Raw genomic sequence first — 17,281 nt, forward strand, 5'->3', positions numbered from 1 at the left:
CTACTTCTCTCCTTCGGTGATCTGTTCGCGGGCCCGGTTGATCAGATCCCTGAGGGTTTCCTCGAGGGTCCAGGCGTGTTCGAAGCCGGTGAGCCGGCGGAGTTTTTCCAGCGAAGGGCGACGGTGGCGGATATCCTCGAACTCCGCGCCATAGGCTTCCCGGTAGGGAATATGCTTGATGGTCGAGCGGCTCCCGGCGCATTCGATCACCAGCCGGGCGAGCTCATTGATATTGATTTCCCGATCACTGCCGACGTTGACGATCTCACCGTTGGGCAGATCCGGCATGGAAGCCAGGCGGTCGAGCGCGACGACCGTATCCCGCACATCGCAAAAGGAGCGGGACTGCTCGCCATCTCCGAACACGGTAATCGGCTCATTGGCCACGGCTTTCTGGACGAAGCGGGGCACCACCATTCCGTAGCGGCCGGTTTGCCGTGGTCCCACGGTATTGAAGAAACGGGCGATGATCACGGGAATATCGTGTTCCCGGGCATAGGCCAGGCCAAAGCCCTCGTCCGCCAGCTTGCTGATGGCATAGTTCCAGCGCAGGGGGGCGCCAGATTGGATGATCAGGGAGTCGTCCTCGGTCAACCTCGGTTCTGTGTGCGGGCCATAAACCTCCGAACTGGAGGCGAGGATCACCTGCGGCGCCCAGCTGTCACGGTTCACTGACCGTAGCAGACGCTCGGTGCCGGCGATGTTGGTGGCCATGGTACCCACCGGCTCGCTGAGCACCCGGTACACACCCACCACCGCCGCCATATGGTAGATACGGTCCGCCCAGGCAACGGCCGTGTCGAGGCCATCCCAGGTGACGATGTCCGCCTGGTCAAACCGGAAATTGGGATTTCCGATGAAAGCGGCGACATTGGCTTCCGAGCCGGTACTGAGGTTGTCTACCACATGTACCTTGTCGCCCCGTTTGAGATGGTATTCAGCAATGTTGGAGCCAATAAAACCGGCGCCACCGGTGACGAGTATGTGCAAGGGACACTCCGTTATCAAAACTCAGCTATAGCGGGAATGCTGTCACTATTTTGTGTCAGTTTCGGACATCAGGATAGCTCAAGAGTGATTCTTTCACAGCTTGATCTGTCCATTTTTGCTTCAAGGCAAGAAAATGATCACCGGCAAAACGCCAGGGACAATCCATTCCTGAGAGTCTGCGTAACCAGGGCTGGTGCCGGGCGCATCTTCCACTACTATCAAGGTAAGTCAGTGCTAGAGACGACTTACCGTGGGACTGTCGATCAAAACAACAGAATTTGCGCCGGAAGAGTTTGAACGGTTTGCTGCCAAGGTCCGGACCGACCTTACGGCACTCACTCGTCTTCTGGACCGGCCCGGCTTTGGTGAGGGAGAGAGTTCCATCGGAGCCGAGGTCGAGTTCTACATCGTAAACCGTGATCTGAACGTTCAACCCATCAACACAGAAATCGCCGCCAGCGTTCAGGACCCGCAACTGACCGTTGAGCTCAACCGCTTCAATCTCGAATACAACCTCAGCCCCCAGGCTTTCAAGGGAGATCCGTTTGCCAGGACGGAGCGTGAGCTGCTCGCAGCCATCCGGCGAATCAACCAGCACGCCGCACCACTGGATGGGGAGCTGGTACCGATCGGCATTCTGCCCACACTTCGCCAGTCCGATATGGGCGCGCATGTGATGACGGATGAGCCCCGCTATCATGCCCTATCCAGGGCGCTGCTCAAGCAACGGGGCGAGCCATTCAGCATCCATATCGGTGGCAACGATGTCATCAACCTGGAGGCCGACGACGTCTATATGGAAGGGGCCAATACCTCGTTCCAGCTGCACTGGCGTGTGCCCGCCCACCGTTTCGCCGACTATTTCAATTCAATTCAGCTGGTCACGCCGATTGTTCTGGCCCTGGCCAGCAATTCGCCCAGCCTCTTTGGCCACCACCTCTGGGACGAAACCCGGATTGCCCTGTTCAAGCAATCCATCGACAGCCGATCCCCCAATCGCAAAACCTGGCGCCATCCGCCACGGGTCTATTATGGCAACGGCTGGATACACAGCGCCTGGGAATTGTTTGCGGCCTCCGCATCGCTGTATCCGCCGATCATTCCACTGATGTCGGATGAAGATCCCATGGCGGTGATTGATCGTGGCGAGGTGCCAAAACTTTCCGAACTGCGCCTGCATCAGGGCACCACCTGGCCATGGAACCGGGCCATCTACGATGACTCCGCCGGCGGCCATCTGCGCATCGAGATTCGTTCCATGCCGGCAGGTCCGACTGCCGTCGATATGTGTGCCAACGGACTGTTCGTGATCGGGGCTGCGTTGGCCGTGCTCGATGACATCCGTCATCTGACGTCCATACTCCCCTTCCATTACACCGAACACAATTTCTACCGCGCCGCCAAAGACGGTATCGGCGCAGACATCATCTGGCCGCACAAGGATCAGGTTCAGTTGCAGGATACGCCCCTGCTAACCGTGGCCCGCGAGCTGCTGCCCCGCGCCCGGGAGGCATTGCAACAAACAGCCGTGGACGAGGCGGAAATTCACCGTCTGCTGGGAATCATCGAAGGCCGCATTGAAACCGCCATGTCCGGCGCCCGGTGGCAGCGCCATATCACCGAGTCTTTATTCAGGTCCCTGAGCCCCGATGAGGCATTCAGGACTATGCTGTTTCGTTACATGGCCAACCAGAAAAAAAACCTGCCGCTCCATGAATGGACACTGTCACCGTGAGCAATTCGAACGTACTTGAGTATCTCAATAACCCGTCACCCCAAACGCTGGGGCGCTCCCCCCTTGAGTGGCTGGACCGACTGCGCAAACCCACGGTGATTCGGGTGGCCGGTCGGGATCGCTCCCGTACCCGGGCCATGGCAACGCTTCTTCACGGCAACGAGCCTTCGGGTCTGTTTGCGCTTCACCGGTGGCTGATTGAGCAGCACACGCCCGAGGTCAACATGCTGTTTCTGCTCGGAGGCGTCTATCCCGCAAAAATTCCACCAGCATTTTCATTTCGCCAGCTGCACGAAGGACGCGACCTCAACCGGTGTTTCAAGGAACCATTCGAGGGCGAGGAAGGAGCCATCGCACAAGCCATGCTGGCAGAGCTTCACAAGGCGCAACCTGAATGCCTGCTGGACGTGCACAACACCTCAGGCACAGGCCCTGCCTTCGCTGTGACCATCACCAATGACGCTGCCCATCAGGCGCTAACCTCCCTCTTCACCGACCGCCTCATCATGACGGATCTTCGCCTGGGAGCACTAATGGAATATTCAGAACAGGAGGTACCCACGGTAACCATCGAGTGTGGCGGGGCCGAGGATGATCAGGCCCATGAACTGGCGTACGAGGGACTCGTTCGGTACACCTCAAGACCCGACGTGTTGTCGCTGGAAAAAGCGGAGTGGGACGTCGCCGTACTGCGAAATCCGATCCGGGTGGAGCTGGCGCCTGAAGCGACCATCGAATACCGCCTTGAGCCAAGCGGTCAGGCTGACCTCACCTTTCCGCCAGACATCGAACACCGCAATTTCGGAATTGTTTCCCCGGACGAGCCTCTGGGATGGGTTGGAGAAAAAGGCCTTGGCATACTCACGGCGATCAGCCACAACCGGACGGAGAACATGGAACAGGTTCTTCGGGTCAGGAATGGGCAGATCTACCCCGCCCAGGCCCTCAAAGCCTTCATGATTACCACCAACCCGGTTATCGCGAAGAGTGACTGTCTGTTCTATGCGGTCAAGGCAACGGGCGAACCGATTTTTTAACGGTATATTGCCCGCTCTCTGGCATCTCTTTCTCTATCGGGATCTTCCCGGCTTTTTGTGGCTAGCACGGTATCGAGATAGTCGGCTGGAACCCCGATTTCCCTCGCGCCGTAGATGACGTGATGCACATACCAGGAGTAAGGCAGCAAGGACGGATCGGTATCGGTTGCATAGTAGGTAAACGCTTCAAGGGAATTCCCCTGAGCATCCGTTACCGTAACCCGTTTTTCCTCATAGCCGAAACCCAACCCCTCGGCGTTATCCAGCGGGCCTTTCTCGTAAACCGGTATTTCGAACAGTGCACCAATGATGTAGTCATCGGGATTCCCGGTGAACAGCGCGTCGCATTTTGCCGAACCATCTTTTCTACTCAACTTGTGAAACCGGAGAGAATGCTCGACAAGCGTGACCATACCGATTCTCTCGGCACTGGGGACCCTCGCCTTCAATCTTGGGAGTGACATGTTTGATCCGTAGGCAAAATACTTCACGATGTCTCCGTGCGGTTAATGCCAGGGTGTGACGGCCGTAGCTTCTCTTTTGGGCTTGCCAGACAATGGCACAGGTAAAAACTGTCGAAATCACCTTTTACCTCAAAACTCACGGTGCCGCACAGACAAGAACCCAAATGATCAGTCATTAGAGCTCCTTCCATTGCCTGGTTAGGCTTCTTCATCCTTCGGACCAACCCAAAAGAGGGGGTTATGCGCAATCGATGGGCGTCCCGGGGAGGTTTTTCAGAAGCTCGGCATTTGTGGGGTACTTCTCAAGCAGCTCAACCAGCCTTTTTGTGCCCTCTAGCGGTTTGAGACCGCTAAGCGCTCGGCGCAACGCTCTTATTTTGTCCAAATCTTTCGGATCCAACAGCAGCTCTTCACGGCGTGTACTGCTTTTTGAAATATCCAGCGCGGGGAAGATTCGCTGATTCGCAACGTCTCTTGATAAAACCAGCTCCATGTTCCCCGTGCCTTTAAATTCCTCAAATATAACCTGGTCCATACGGCTGCCGGTATCAACCAAAACGGTTGCCAAAATGGTAAGCGAGCCGCCATTCTCAAGGTTTCGTGCAGAGCCAAACAACCTCCGCGGGATCTCCATCGCTCGCGCATCAACCCCGCCAGACATAGTACGACCGCTGCTCTTTCGCTCCGCATTGTGCACACGCGCAAGCCTCGTGAGAGAATCAATCACAATCATGACGTTGTGACCCTCGCCAGCTTGTTGGCGGGCGATATCAAGAAGCTCATCGGCAACGCGAGCGTGATGAGCATAGCTTTCATCCGAAGAAGAAGCGTGTACCTCAGCCGGGACGCTACGCTTGAAATCAGTCACCTCTTCGGGTCGCTCATCTATCAATAACGCGTAAAGTTTAATGTCGGGATACGCCTTTCCCACCGCCTGACAAATATCTTTTAAAATCGTCGATTTTCCAGACCCCGGCGGTGCAACTATCAAACCTCGCTGCCCCATTCCAATCGGCGTGATCAAATCCATCGCGCGCACCGTGAGTTTTTCTGAACCTGACTCCAGGCGAATCCCCGGCGTTGGATTGATAGCCACACCGTTTAAAAAACGTTTTTGTGGATCAGCCTCACCTTCAACCTCAACCATAGCTTCGGCTTCCTTAGCCACTGGTTTAGCGTCTTTATTTGGTTTCCGGGTCAAGCTTAATGTCTGTCTCGTCATAGCTGTTTGATGGCTCTTGTTTGATAGATATTTTTCGAAATGGGCTGATAACGCCAAAAACCAGAAGCCCTAACAGATTGCTGAAGACCATTTTCGACAAAGCCAGGCCAAGGCGAACTAAAACTAATTGTTGGGTGCAATTTCAGTGCACAAAATAGGTCTGTCCCGGTTTTCCCCATTTGTTAAAGCGGCCTTACTCAGCACTGGAATTTCTCGCCTTTGTAGCAGTAAATTTCGACGTGATGCAAAAGCTCAGAATCTTCAGACTGCGATTCTGAGATGAGTTCCGTGCCACGGTAATCCCCCCCATTTATAGTCTGCATGGAGCTGGGTTAAAGGCTACAATATTCCTTTGCAAGGCGCTGCTGCCGTACGTTTACAGGAAAGCCCATGTCTATTCAGCTTGATTTTCGCACCCTTAGCCTGACATTGATGCTTTTTAGCCTGGTTTTCGGTCTTGGTATGTTTGCTTATTCCAGAGAGCATGCCAAGTTCCCCGGTATAAAAACCATCGGTGTAGGTTATTTTCTGATTGGTGGTGGCTGTGTGCTGCTCGGCCTGCGTCATTTTATTTATGATTTTGCTTCCATAGTGATTTCCAACATCGCGATCATTATGGGTGTAGTGCTGATCTACAGAGGACTTTTTAACTTTCTCGGTATCTCTCTGCGTTTTGAGCGTTGGCTGAGCCCGACACTGGTGGTGATGCTTGCAGGTGTACTGTATTTTTATACCTTTCATATTCCAGATGTAAACCAGCGAATACAGGCTTTCTCTATCGCCTTTGCAGCCGCCTGCTTTATTGGTGCCAGCGGGTTGTTGCAACACCGTGAAATCCATAACCGTATGGCCGCCAAAATGCTTATCGCCATGTTTTTGCTGGTGGGCGCCTTCTTTATTTTCCGTTTGCTTTGGTCGTTTTATGAAATACCGCCTGATGATTTCATGAATGCAGGGTTGCTTAGTGCGTTGGCGATTATTGCCGGGGAGTTTTTGGTTATTTTATCATCGTTTTGCACTATATGGATGGCTTCCGATGAACTGCAGGATGAGCTCTCAGAAATAGCCCGGGTTGACCCTTTGACGGGGATCTACAATAGGCGGGCATTCGACGAATGTTGTGATATTGAATTCAGCCGCGCGCAGCGTTCGGGTACTTCTTTCGCCATTATAATGTGCGATCTAGATCACTTTAAAAAAGTGAATGATCAGCACGGCCATCATATAGGTGATGAGGTGTTGAGGCACTTTGCTGCTATTCTCAAAAACAGAATACGCCAGCATGATGTGGTGGCGCGTTTTGGTGGCGAAGAGTTTATTTTACTGTTGCCTAACAGCAATACCGAACAGGGATTACAGGTTGCGGAGCAACTCAGAGCAAAAACAGCAGCAACTCAGATTACCATTGATGGTGATATCAGCTTGACTCTTTCAGCCAGTTTCGGGGTGGCTCATTACTGTGCTGGTGACAGTGAATGGAGTGCGGTGCTGCACCGTGCTGATAATGCGCTTTACGCTGCCAAAAAACAGGGTCGTAACCGAGTTGTCGACCTGGCAACAGCGAACCAGAGCTTGAAAACTGACCTAAAGCTGGCTGAGCAGACATAGACCTAAATATAGGCCAGCTAGTAAACCCGTGCATGCATGCTTTTTATATGACGCTGACTCTGAACTTTTTCAGAAAACTGGGCAAAAGGACAGAGGGTTCCCTGTCAGTTTTGGTGGCCTGACACTCACAATACTGAACGTCCAATACCAACGGTTTGCCAGCGAGATAGTCTTCAGGAGCGGAGTTGCCTGCAGGGACAAAGCTCGGGAGTCGGGATAGAAAGAGTAGATTAATCCGCCAGAGAGTTTGTGATGCGGTCCGTTGAATGTGACCTCCTGTGTTTTGTTTTAACGCCACCAGCATGCGCGGCTGCGAAATGGAGGCGAAGCCGCAATGTAGTAGACGTCGCCGTGACTGGCCTGGTTATGTGGCATTGTTTGATCTCAGCGCCAAGATGCCAGCTATTACCATTACTAACCCACTTGGTCCGAAAAAGGTGCCGTAACCTGTCATCCCTATAGCTGCTTGTCCACCAAGCAGCAACGCGCAGATGCCTTCGACAGCGGGGCGGATTCTAAGCTTAAAAAATAGCATGGGTAGCAGAGCGATAAATACCGGGCCGATAAAAAGAGGTAAGATTTCAATGCCGTTAACCTCTACAAACGATTTGGTTGTTTTTTCCGTTGTTGACTCGCCGAAAGTAACCCCCGTGGCAGGCTCTATTGATATTTGGGTCCGTGTCTCCGTGCCTTGGTACACTGGAGCAACAAGTAGCGCGGTGAAGCCCGCTACAGCCAAAAAAATTGATGTAAGCAGAGCGATGGATTCAGGGCGATTGGCAAATAGTTTTGTTAATTGAGTGCGGCGGAATAAGAAAAAGCCAAGACCGATAAAAATTAGAAGGGCGCCGCCGATAAAAGCAATCCCAGAGCTCACAAACAGAACCTCAAACATGATTCATCTCTTATGACACATAACGCGGTGCGCACCGGCACGCTTTAGCGTGTCCGTGTGCCGCTATTGGTTAGGTTTTCTGGGCCTGAAGTATGCGTACGCAGCGCAGTTATCATCCCGACTTCTTGCCTTCTTTAAATCGTCTATCTTTCCTGATATTTCGCTAATTGCCCGAGCTGCTAGCTTGTCACAATAGCGGATCATCTGGTTTACCAAAGAGTCACTTGACGCATCAGAGGCATAAATTAGGCTGACGTTTTCGGGCAGGAAATGCCCTTCATAATACGGAACGGCTCGCGAGTTCATGCCCTGGTGCTCACCTAGCTCACAGTCTACTATCACACCTATACGAACATTAGGGGACGCTCGAAAATGTTTTTTGATGACCAAGTGCCACCCCAGCCTTTCGGAGTTGACTGCTGCATTTACATCCAACATTGCGTAGCAGGGACCGCCAACGAAGGGAACTTCACTGACATAAGATTTCAATGGCTGTTCAATAAGGTAAGACGCGCAAACACTTAACTGATGGTCGCCAATTTTCTTTGTATTCGTGTCGATGGCAATGAGGTAGTCAAAACTATCTTTAAGCGTTGTGAACGTGCTAAATGATGCTCCCAGTGAAGGCGCTGCGATGGAGTTAACGACTTTTTCCTTGCCGGACGAAGGACGCTCGTACCGAGTTTCTAACCTTACAGTGTCGGGATCTGCATCAACAATTGTCACCCTATCGTGGGCGGGATCATAGTGGACAGTCAGGTGTGAAACCTCACCCTTCGTAGTCGCATAGATATAATCCCTTCTCGGCCTTTCTTGCCGGCTCTTCTTACCCATTTTAAAACCTAACAGCAAATTATACGAACACGTTCGCAAAACTCCGGGCGCCTATCGCGCATTCGTATAACTCCAACTGCCCTCTCACGAACGAAACCAAAAATCCAATATAGTTCAAAACGTTAAATCATGCATTCCGAAAGCCCTTGATGGTCTTTTGCGAACGCTGGATCACGCCAGCGGCAACATCAAGGCGCCTGATTCCGGGAAAGAGGTCAAAAGGTGCGGGGAAACCAGAGAGTTGGGAGGAGAACACCGGAGTTATACGCCTTGGCTCGCATAACTCCGGTCTTGGGAGGATGGGGGGGGGATAAAATGAATCCGCCAATCAGCGGTTGGCGTCAGTCACCCATCTGGTGCCCGGAGTGGTCCATTTCCTTTTTCTCCATCTTCATGCCGCCATCCAGAGGCTGCACTGCCAGCTCGATGGCCATGTCTTCGGCGCCTTCAAAATCCAGGGTTACCGGGATGTTTTCGCCTTCCGCCAGGGGTTGGGTCAGTTTCTCCAGCATCAGGTGGTAGCTGTGGGGTTTGAGTTCGACGGTTGCACCCGCCGGTACCACCAGGCCGCCCTTCACCGGCTGCATCCGCATCACGCCGTCTTTCATGCTGGTTTCGTGGATGGAGATGTGGCCGGCGCGGGGTGTTTCGGCGGCCACGAGGGTGATGTCGCTGTCACCGTTGTTGGTGATGCTCATGTAGCCCACGCCCATGGGGGTGCCGGGCGGTGTCGGGCGGCTCCAGGGATTTTCGATCTTCACATCACCGCTCTGGTAATCAGCGGCGAAGGCAGAGGGGGCCAGTGTGGCCATGCACAGAAGCAGGATGCTCAGGCCTTTCTTCATCGGGTGGATCCTTTCAATGGGTAAACCGGTTAGTGCCAGCATAGGAAGGTCTGGTACGCGTGCCAAGTGGCAGTGTGCGGCAAATGGTCGCAGCTTGGTGGTCTTATGCCCCGGAGAGCGCTTCCATCATAGCCCCGAGGAACCGGGAAGCCTCCCCGCCAGTGGCGGCGCGGTGGTCAAAGGTCAGTGACAGTGGCAACACCTTTCGCACCGCCGGTTTGCCATCCACGGGCATGACTTTCTCCCGGATCCTGCCGGATCCGATGATGGCCACCTGCGGTGGAATGATGACCGGGTTGGCGTACTGCCCGGTCATGGTGCCGAAGTTGGAGAGGGTGATGGTTGCGCCCTGCATTTCTTTGGGTGGAATCTTGCGGGTAGAGACTGCCTCCCTCAGGTTCTCCAGGCCTTTTCTCAGGTCTTTCAGGCTGCGATGGGTAATGTCCCGGAGCACGGGCACGAACAGGCCATCGGGGGTGTCCACGGCGATGCCTACGTGGACTTCTTCCAGTAACCGCCGCGTGAGATTGTCGCCATCGAACCAGCAGTTGAGTTCGGGGCAGGCTTCGCAGGCGGCACCGATGGCCTGAACCAGGCGCATGGTGATGTCGGTGCCTTTCTTCCAGGCGCCGATGTCCACATCCTCGAAGATGGAAACCGGCACTACCTGCGCATGCGACAGCGCCATGTTCTTTGCCATGGTTCGGCGGGTGCCCCGGAGGGGCTCGGCGTCGCCCAGTTTTTTCTGGTGGCTGGCCTGGCGGTGGACGTCGTCGTTGGTGATCAGCCCGCCGGGGCCGCTGCCTTTGATCTGCTCGAGGTTTACGCCTAACCGTTCCGCCAGCGCCCGCACGCCCGGTGTGGCCCGGTTGGCACGGGCGCGTTTGCTGGAGGCGGCGGCACCGATGATGAATTGTTCCTCGCCGGCCTTGCCCTTGTCTTCCTTACCGGAGGTTTTGAGTTCGCCGACCACGGTGCCGCTGTCACTGCCCTCGCCTTCGAAGGCGAGCAACGGTTCGCCAGTGTGGATGATGTCGCCCGGCTCGCCGTAGAGTTTGGCGATGGTGCCGGCCTCGGGGGACGGGACTTCGACGATGGCTTTGGCGGTTTCGACGCTGACGAGGGTCTGGTCGACCTCGACGGTGTCGCCGACTTTGACGTGCCATTCGACGATTTCGGCTTCGGGGAGGCCTTCGCCTAAATCTGGAAGTTTGAAGTTTTTCATTTTTACTCCCCTGGTTTCTTTTGTGAAGGTGGGGTTAGACCCCGGTGCCCAATCAACCCCGGGGGTGGACCCGGCCATCGAGTCAGGTCTCATCTACAGGGCGATGACCTGTTCTACGGCATCTACGATATCCTCCACCTGCGGCAGGTAGGCGGCTTCGTTTCGGTAGTAGGGCATGACGGTGTCGTAGCCGGTTACCCGCACGACCGGGGCCTGGAGGTCCAGGAAGGCGCTTTCGGCGAGGGAGGCGGCGATTTCGGCGCCTACGCCGCCGTTGCGGCAGGCTTCGTGGATGATGACGGCACGGCCGGTTTTGGCGACGGAGCAGAGCAGGGTTTCCCGGTCCAGGGGGCTGATAGTGGCCACGTCGATGACCTCACAGGTTACGCCCTGGTGTGCCAGTTTCTCGGCGGCCTGCAGGGTCTCCATGACGCAGGGGCCCCAGGTGATGAGAGTCACGTCATCGCCCTCGCGCAAGGTGAAACAGGTGTCCAGCGGTAACGCCTCGCCATGGTTCTCGACGCTCTGGGTCACCGCCCGGTAGAGGCGCTTGGGTTCCAGGAAGATCACCGGATCCGGATTACGGATGGCCGCCAGCAGCAACCCGTAGGCGCGCTGCGGTGAGCTAGGGATCACCACCCGCAGGCCCGGGATGTGGGCAAACAGCGCCTCGGTGCTCTCGGAATGGTGCTCGGGGGCGTGGATACCACCGCCGAAAGGCGCCCGGTATACGATGGGGCAATGCAGCCGGCCCCGGGTGCGGTTACGCATACGGGCGGCATGGCTGACGATCTGCTCCATGCCGGCGTAGATGAAGCCCATGAACTGGAACTCGGCCACCGGTTTCAGGCCCTGGGTGGCCATACCCACGGACGTGCCGGCAATCAGGTTTTCCGCCAGAGGGGTATCCATCACCCGCTTGAACCCGAATTTTTCCTTAAGGCCCACGGTGGCCCGGAACACACCGCCGTTGGTGGCGATGTCCTCACCCAGCACCACCACGTTCTCGTCGTGCGCCATTTCCCAGTGCAGGGCCATGTTGACCGCCTCCACCAGGGTCACGTCACGCAGCTCGCCCCTGCTCATGACTCACCTCCCCGGTACCTGGCGGCAATCCGTTCACGCTGGGCCTGAAGGGCCGGTGGGAGGGTTTCGAACAGGTAGTCCACCATGGCGGTGGGCGGCTCTGCTTCCACGGCCAGGTATTCTTCGACCGCCGTCTCCACCCTTTTCTTGCTCTCGGTTTGCAGCGCCTTTTCCTTCTCCGCATCCCAGTGGCCGTTATCATGCAGCCAACTCTGAAGGCGCTTGACGCCATCCTTCTCCCAGGCCCGCTTGAGATCCTCGGCGGTGCGATACCTGGTGGCGTCGTCGGCGGTGGTGTGGTCCCCGAGCCGGTAGGTCACCGCCTCGATCAGGGACGCTCCCTTGCCGCCACGGGCCCGCTCCAGGGCGGTATCGAGAGCCTCCGAGGCCGCAAAATAGTCGTTGCCGTCCACCATATGGCCCGGCAGGCCTGCACCAATCGCCTTCTGGGCAATGGTCTCGGCCCCGGTCTGCAGGCTGCGGGGCGTGGAAATCGCCCACTGGTTGTTGATGGCCACAAACACCACCGGCAAATGCCAGGCACCGGCCAGATTGATGCTCTCCAGGAAATCCCCCTTGGAGGTGCCGCCATCACCCACGCAGCAGACCACTGCCCGCTCCTCGCCCCGGATCCGGATCGCCGAGGCCACCCCGACCGCGTGGCAGCACTGGGTCGCAATGGGAACCGCAATGGGCAGGTCCTCCGGGCAATTCTCCCAGTTCGCACTGCCCCGCTCGTCTCCGCCCCAGTACAGCAGCATTTCCCTCAGGCTCACCCCGCGCAACATATGCGCGGCCTGGTCCCGGTAATAGGGTACGAACACATCGGTTTTCGCCATGCTTTGACCGATGGCGGTTCCAATCACCTCGTGCCCGAGCACAGAGGGATAGGTACCGCACTTGCCGGTGCGCTGCAGGGCGATGGCTTTGGAATCGAAGGTGCGAGTCAGCACCATATTGCGGTAGGCGGCCAGGACACGCTCGGTGTCGCCGGCCAGGGCGGGCAAGTCATCCAGTGGCTTGCCGTGGTCATCCAGATAGCGGGTGCTATCCACATGAAATTCATGGCGTTGTCTCATCCCGTACTCCTTACCCTGGCCCGACGGAGCTCTGTTTAAGGTTTAGACGAGAGGAGGCAATTGATCAATCCGGGGTGTCAGTCATCCCACTCCTGGTACTGGTTACCCTGCCGGAGCAGCCAGTAGGTCAATCCCAGCGCCAGCGTGGTTGCCGCGATACCAATCAGATACATGGGAGTAAGGGTTTCAAAATCGAGCACGATCACCTTCCGGGCGATCGCCATCAACGCCGTCGCCACCACCAACTGAACCGGGAACACATTCGTGCCCAGATACAGCCGGATGTTGATGAAGATTTCCACCGCAATCAGCACCGCCATGAAGGCGCCGAAAGTGTAGAAAATATCGTTGATATCCAGAAGCAGGAAAGGCGGCGTGATCAGACGATCGTAGATGATGTAGATCACATCACCCACGCCCCAGAGAATCACCGCCACCATCAGGACGGCCAACACCCGGATGGCAAAACGGATAACCCTGTGCAGGCCCCGGAAAAACGGATCCGGAAAATCCACCGGAAGCTCCTGGTGCAGCTCGTGCTTCTTGTGAGGCGGGACCTCAGGCTGTGAAACCCCTTCCTGGTCCTTTTCAACCATCTGCTCTCTCCATGAAGCTCCCGGTAACGGACAAAACCCGTCAGGCTTTCTTGACGAACTCCGACTTCAGTTTCATAGCACCGATGCCGTCGATCTTGCAATCGATATCGTGATCACCTTCCACCAGGCGAATATTCTTCACCTTGGTGCCAACCTTCACCACCGAACTTGAGCCCTTGACCTTCAGATCCTTGATGACAGTGACCGTATCGCCGTCCTGGAGTTCATTGCCATTGGCATCACGAACCACCTTACCGGCATCAGCATCGGCCTGCTCAGCCTCCGACCACTCATGCCCGCACTCGGGACAAACCAACTGAACACCATCTTCATAAGTGAACTCGGAACCACACTGGGGGCAAGGGGGAAGCTGGGACATTATCATTGCCTGTTAATTGAATGAGAACCGGATTATACCAGAAACCCCAGCCCCCGGTTCCCTAATGCCCCGGCGCCACCCGCGCCAACACCGTCGGATCCCCCGACAAGGGTAACGCCAGAATCACCCCCTCATTCGACGAAGGATAGATGCCAGCCAACCGCGTGATATTCACCTGATGCGACACCATCACCACCGGCAACCCCGCCTCCAGCTCGTTCACCAGGGCAATCGTCTGCAGGGTCTGGGTAGGCCCATCGCCCCGGCCCTGGAAAAACGAATTCAGCGACGGCCACTCCGTCACCTCCCCCACGTCCATCTCCGTAGCTGTATCCCGACACCGACACCACTGACTGGTAAACACCCGGGCCTGTTCAATCCCGTGCTCTGCCAGAAACGGCTTCCACGCCCGCGCCTGTTCCCGGCCGGTCTCGTTCAGGTTCCTCTGGGTACTACAGTCGTTCAGATCAAAATTGCCGGGGTCGCCTGTGCCGGGAGCCAGGGCGTGGCGGAGGATGAGGATGGCCTGGCCGTCTCGCAGGGCTTGCCAGGCTTCCGCGTTGTTGTCGCTGGCAGAGGCATTCAAGGAAAAAGCAAAGGTGATAACGCTCAGAGTGAGGCCAAGAACTAGTTTCCTGATCATGGCAGTTCGCCCTCCTTCCGCAGTCGCGGAGTTATCGTGAGGTTTGGGGTGGCTTTGGGGCGAGCCTCCCAAAAATGTTGAAGGCCAGGGATGGCCTGAAACAAGCGCACATGGACGTGCTCGTAGCGGTTTTTGGGAGGCTCGCCCCAAAGCCGCCCTGCTCCAACCATCGCAGGCTAGGAGAAATACGCGGCCAACCACTAACAAGCTCAATCCCAGAACAGTTAAACTCTAGCCTTGAAACCAACACCAAAGGAAAAACGAGATGCCAATCTGGGTCGACGCCGACGCCTGCCCCGTCCCCATCCGGGAAATCCTCTGCCGCGCCGCCACCCGCTGGCAAATCCAGACCACCTTCATCGCCAACCACGCCATCACCCTGCCGCCGAGCCCCTGGATCAGCCGCCGCCAGGTCCCCCACGGCTTCGACGTCGCCGACAACGAAATCATGGACCAGATGACCAAAGGCGACCTCGTCATCACCCAGGACATCCCCCTGGCCGCCGAGGCTATCGAAAAAGGCGCCGACGTCTTCAACCCCCGGGGCCAGGCCTTCACCAAAGAAAATATTCGCCAACGCCTGGCCATGCGCAACTTCATGGAAGAAATGCGCAGCGCCGGCCAGGTCACCGGCGGGCCGGCCCCGTTCAGCCAGACCGACCGCAAGGAATTCGCCGACCAGCTCGACCGATGGCTACAGCGCAACGCCAGAAGATGATAATGATTCTATTTTAATTGCCCGGCATTTCCGCTAACCTCCCTGCCCCATCGATGTCGGGCCAACCATCTGGGAGAAAGCGGAAATGTCCACCAGCAGTCACACCAACACCAACAGCTTCGCCGCCCTCGCCCGGCTCTTGAGATACGCCCGCGGCTACCGCCGCCAGATCATTGCCGCCACCACCTGCTCCATCATCAACAAACTCTTCGACATTGCCCCGGAGATCCTGATTGGTGTCGCCATCGACGTGGTGGTGAACCAGGAACAGAGCTTCGTCGCCGGGCTCGGCTTCGAGACCGCCCGGGAACAGATCACCATCCTCGCGGTACTGACCTTCTTCATCTGGGCCGGGGAATCCCTGTTCGAATACCTGTTCCAGATACTCTGGCGCAACCTGGCCCAGCGGCTGCAGTCGGACCTTCGCCAGGATGCCTACGAACATGCCCAGCGGCTGGACATGAGCTTCTTCGAGGCGCGCAGCTCCGGGCAACTGGTGGCCACCATGAACGACGACGTCAACCAACTGGAACGTTTTCTCGATGGCGGCGCCAACGCCATGATCCAGGTGCTGGTTACCGTGGTGGCCGTCGGTGCGGTGTTCTTCGTAATTTCACCCACCGTGGCCCTTCTGGCTTTCACCCCGATTCCGCTGATCATCTGGGGCGCCTTCTACTTCCAGCGCAAGGCCGGCCCCCTGTATGCCGACGTTCGTGAAAAGGTCGGCGACCTGTCCAGCCGTCTGGCCAACAACCTTGGCGGCATCGCCACCATCAAGAGCTTTACTGCCGAGCAACGGGAGGCTGAACGGCTCAAGGCCAGTAGCGAGGCCTACGTGGATGCCAACCGCAGGGCCATCCGCATCAGTTCCGCGTTCATCCCGATTATCCGCATGGCGATTCTCGCCGGCTTCCTGGCCACCTTTACCGTCGGCGGCATGATGGCCCTGGAAGGCACCCTGAATGTCGGCGCCTACGGCGTGCTGGTATTCCTGACCCAGCGCCTGCTCTGGCCGTTGACCGGACTGGCAGAAGTCATCGACCTGTTCGAGCGGGCCATGGCCAGTACCCGCCGGATTCTCAACCTTCTGGCCGAACCCGTGCATGTGCGCGATGAAGGCGGCAAGGACCTGGCACAGCCGGTAAAGGGTGAAGTGGAATTCCGGAACCTGAGCTTCCATTACGCTGCCAGCGGCGCCGGCATTCGGGACATCAGCCTGCACGTTCCGGCCGGCAACACCCTGGCTCTGGTGGGCGCCACCGGCTCCGGCAAGTCCACCCTGATCAAGCTGCTGCTGCGTTTCTACGACCCGAGCCACGGTGATATCCGCATTGATGGCCAGCCTATCCGGGACATCAACCTCAAGTCCCTGCGCGGGGCCATCGGCCTGGTCAGCCAGGATGTGTATCTTTTTGAAGGTTCTATCCGGGAAAACCTGGCCTACGGCAAGCCCGATGCCACCGACGAGGAGATCATCGAGGCCGCGAAGACCGCTGAAGCATGGTCCTTTATCGAAGCCCTGCCGGAAGGCCTGGGTACCCCGGTCGGCGAGCGAGGAGTTCGGCTGTCCGGCGGCCAGCGTCAGCGCCTCTCCCTGGCCCGTGCCTTGTTGAAGAACCCGCCGATCCTGGTGCTGGACGAAGCCACCAGCGCTGTGGACAACGAAACCGAAGCCGCCATCCAGCGCTCCCTGCGCCGGATCGGCCACAATCGCACGGTGATCATGATCGCCCACCGTCTGTCCACCATCGTGGATGCGGACACCATTGCCGTGATCGAAAACGGCCGGGTGTTCGAACAGGGCAACCACGAAACCCTGCTCTCAACGGACGGCGCCTACCGGGCCCAATGGCGCGTCCAGACCGGGCAGGTGTGATCCCGGAACACAATATCATTATTGATAGTAATTCGTATTTAGATTAACC

At 56.8% G+C, this 17,281-nt stretch carries 17 protein-coding genes; 5 read left to right on the forward strand and 12 right to left on the reverse strand.

What is annotated here, in order from left to right; genetic code table 11:
* Positions 1-990 (reverse strand): NAD-dependent epimerase/dehydratase family protein, encoded by a 990-nt coding sequence (locus tag ACQUTG_RS14705; protein WP_428920128.1) that lies wholly within the window; start codon positions 988-990, stop codon positions 1-3.
* Between the two features lie 250 nt (positions 991-1,240).
* On the opposite strand from ACQUTG_RS14705, the gene ACQUTG_RS14710 reads away from it, so the two are divergent.
* Together ACQUTG_RS14710 and ACQUTG_RS14715 are read left to right on the forward strand one after the other, a co-directional pair.
* A complete protein-coding gene (locus ACQUTG_RS14710; RefSeq protein WP_428920129.1) occupies positions 1,241-2,725 on the forward strand; it encodes a hypothetical protein in 1,485 nt (494 codons plus the stop codon).
* Entirely contained in the window at positions 2,722-3,762 is a 1,041-nt protein-coding gene (locus ACQUTG_RS14715) for a succinylglutamate desuccinylase (protein WP_428920130.1), read from the forward strand. The genes ACQUTG_RS14710 and ACQUTG_RS14715 overlap by 4 nt, the downstream gene beginning before the upstream one ends.
* Here the strand turns inward: ACQUTG_RS14715 and ACQUTG_RS14720 are convergent.
* On the reverse strand, positions 3,759-4,253 hold the full coding sequence (locus ACQUTG_RS14720; protein WP_428920131.1) for a gamma-glutamylcyclotransferase family protein: 495 nt from the start codon (positions 4,251-4,253) through the stop codon (positions 3,759-3,761). The genes ACQUTG_RS14715 and ACQUTG_RS14720 overlap by 4 nt on opposite strands.
* Positions 4,254-4,464: 211 nt before the next feature.
* Positions 4,465-5,373 (reverse strand): transcription termination factor Rho, encoded by a 909-nt coding sequence (gene rho, locus ACQUTG_RS14725; RefSeq protein WP_428920132.1) that lies wholly within the window; start codon positions 5,371-5,373, stop codon positions 4,465-4,467.
* A 465-nt stretch (positions 5,374-5,838) separates the two neighbouring features.
* On the opposite strand from rho, the gene ACQUTG_RS14730 reads away from it, so the two are divergent.
* Positions 5,839-7,056, forward strand: coding sequence for a GGDEF domain-containing protein (locus ACQUTG_RS14730; RefSeq protein ID WP_428920133.1), 1,218 nt, complete (start codon positions 5,839-5,841; stop codon positions 7,054-7,056).
* Positions 7,057-7,420: 364 nt separating this feature from the next.
* Here ACQUTG_RS14730 and ACQUTG_RS14735 read toward each other — a convergent pair whose 3' ends face one another.
* From ACQUTG_RS14735 to ACQUTG_RS14775, 9 genes are all read right to left on the reverse strand, one after another.
* On the reverse strand, positions 7,421-7,951 hold the full coding sequence (locus tag ACQUTG_RS14735; RefSeq protein ID WP_428920134.1) for a hypothetical protein: 531 nt from the start codon (positions 7,949-7,951) through the stop codon (positions 7,421-7,423).
* A gap of 63 nt (positions 7,952-8,014) precedes the next feature.
* Positions 8,015-8,785, reverse strand: a complete 771-nt coding sequence (locus ACQUTG_RS14740; RefSeq protein WP_428920135.1) for a hypothetical protein — start codon at positions 8,783-8,785, stop codon at positions 8,015-8,017.
* Between the two features lie 341 nt (positions 8,786-9,126).
* Positions 9,127-9,630, reverse strand: a complete 504-nt coding sequence (locus tag ACQUTG_RS14745) for a copper chaperone PCu(A)C (protein WP_428920136.1) — start codon at positions 9,628-9,630, stop codon at positions 9,127-9,129.
* 103 nt (positions 9,631-9,733) lie between these two features.
* Positions 9,734-10,855, reverse strand: coding sequence for a dihydrolipoamide acetyltransferase family protein (locus tag ACQUTG_RS14750; protein WP_428920137.1), 1,122 nt, complete (start codon positions 10,853-10,855; stop codon positions 9,734-9,736).
* 93 nt (positions 10,856-10,948) lie between these two features.
* The gene (locus ACQUTG_RS14755; protein ID WP_428920138.1) at positions 10,949-11,941 is read right to left on the reverse strand and encodes an alpha-ketoacid dehydrogenase subunit beta; all 993 of its coding nucleotides are present in this window, start codon (positions 11,939-11,941) and stop codon (positions 10,949-10,951) included.
* A complete protein-coding gene (gene pdhA, locus ACQUTG_RS14760) occupies positions 11,938-13,020 on the reverse strand; it encodes a pyruvate dehydrogenase (acetyl-transferring) E1 component subunit alpha (protein WP_428920139.1) in 1,083 nt (360 codons plus the stop codon). Before pdhA ends, ACQUTG_RS14755 begins: the two co-directional genes overlap by 4 nt.
* A gap of 77 nt (positions 13,021-13,097) precedes the next feature.
* The gene (locus tag ACQUTG_RS14765; protein WP_428920140.1) at positions 13,098-13,616 is read right to left on the reverse strand and encodes a phosphate-starvation-inducible PsiE family protein; all 519 of its coding nucleotides are present in this window, start codon (positions 13,614-13,616) and stop codon (positions 13,098-13,100) included.
* Positions 13,617-13,656: 40 nt separating this feature from the next.
* Complete coding sequence (locus ACQUTG_RS14770) at positions 13,657-13,995, reverse strand: zinc ribbon domain-containing protein YjdM (protein ID WP_428920141.1); 339 nt, start codon at positions 13,993-13,995, stop codon at positions 13,657-13,659.
* Positions 13,996-14,056: 61 nt separating this feature from the next.
* On the reverse strand, positions 14,057-14,638 hold the full coding sequence (locus ACQUTG_RS14775; protein WP_428920142.1) for a histidine phosphatase family protein: 582 nt from the start codon (positions 14,636-14,638) through the stop codon (positions 14,057-14,059).
* A gap of 265 nt (positions 14,639-14,903) precedes the next feature.
* Here ACQUTG_RS14775 and ACQUTG_RS14780 point away from each other — a divergent pair, with 265 nt between their 5' ends.
* Together ACQUTG_RS14780 and ACQUTG_RS14785 are read left to right on the forward strand one after the other, a co-directional pair.
* A complete protein-coding gene (locus ACQUTG_RS14780; protein ID WP_428920143.1) occupies positions 14,904-15,356 on the forward strand; it encodes a YaiI/YqxD family protein in 453 nt (150 codons plus the stop codon).
* Between the two features lie 85 nt (positions 15,357-15,441).
* The gene (locus ACQUTG_RS14785) at positions 15,442-17,232 is read left to right on the forward strand and encodes an ABC transporter ATP-binding protein (RefSeq protein WP_428920144.1); all 1,791 of its coding nucleotides are present in this window, start codon (positions 15,442-15,444) and stop codon (positions 17,230-17,232) included.
* The last annotated feature ends 49 nt before the right edge of the window (positions 17,233-17,281 follow it).

Origin of the sequence: Marinobacter sp. DUT-1 (assembly GCF_050379415.1) — a bacterium.
In the GTDB taxonomy this organism is placed as follows: Bacteria; Pseudomonadota; Gammaproteobacteria; order Pseudomonadales; family Oleiphilaceae; genus Marinobacter.

What these genes read in the sequence shown, in the direction of transcription:
- ACQUTG_RS14770 (WP_428920141.1), bottom strand. Translation starts at nt 13,995, where the DNA reads ATGTCCCAGCTTCCCCCTTGCCCCCAGTGTGGTTCCGAGTTCACTTAT.
- rho (WP_428920132.1), bottom strand. Translation starts at nt 5,373, where the DNA reads ATGGTTGAGGTTGAAGGTGAGGCTGATCCACAAAAACGTTTTTTAAAC.
- ACQUTG_RS14775 (WP_428920142.1), bottom strand. Translation starts at nt 14,638, where the DNA reads ATGATCAGGAAACTAGTTCTTGGCCTCACTCTGAGCGTTATCACCTTT.
- ACQUTG_RS14785 (WP_428920144.1), top strand. Translation starts at nt 15,442, where the DNA reads ATGTCCACCAGCAGTCACACCAACACCAACAGCTTCGCCGCCCTCGCC.
- ACQUTG_RS14740 (WP_428920135.1), bottom strand. Translation starts at nt 8,785, where the DNA reads ATGGGTAAGAAGAGCCGGCAAGAAAGGCCGAGAAGGGATTATATCTAT.
- ACQUTG_RS14735 (WP_428920134.1), bottom strand. Translation starts at nt 7,951, where the DNA reads ATGTTTGAGGTTCTGTTTGTGAGCTCTGGGATTGCTTTTATCGGCGGC.
- ACQUTG_RS14780 (WP_428920143.1), top strand. Translation starts at nt 14,904, where the DNA reads ATGCCAATCTGGGTCGACGCCGACGCCTGCCCCGTCCCCATCCGGGAA.
- ACQUTG_RS14755 (WP_428920138.1), bottom strand. Translation starts at nt 11,941, where the DNA reads ATGAGCAGGGGCGAGCTGCGTGACGTGACCCTGGTGGAGGCGGTCAAC.
- ACQUTG_RS14750 (WP_428920137.1), bottom strand. Translation starts at nt 10,855, where the DNA reads ATGAAAAACTTCAAACTTCCAGATTTAGGCGAAGGCCTCCCCGAAGCC.
- ACQUTG_RS14730 (WP_428920133.1), top strand. Translation starts at nt 5,839, where the DNA reads ATGTCTATTCAGCTTGATTTTCGCACCCTTAGCCTGACATTGATGCTT.
- ACQUTG_RS14745 (WP_428920136.1), bottom strand. Translation starts at nt 9,630, where the DNA reads ATGAAGAAAGGCCTGAGCATCCTGCTTCTGTGCATGGCCACACTGGCC.
- ACQUTG_RS14765 (WP_428920140.1), bottom strand. Translation starts at nt 13,616, where the DNA reads ATGGTTGAAAAGGACCAGGAAGGGGTTTCACAGCCTGAGGTCCCGCCT.
- pdhA (WP_428920139.1), bottom strand. Translation starts at nt 13,020, where the DNA reads ATGAGACAACGCCATGAATTTCATGTGGATAGCACCCGCTATCTGGAT.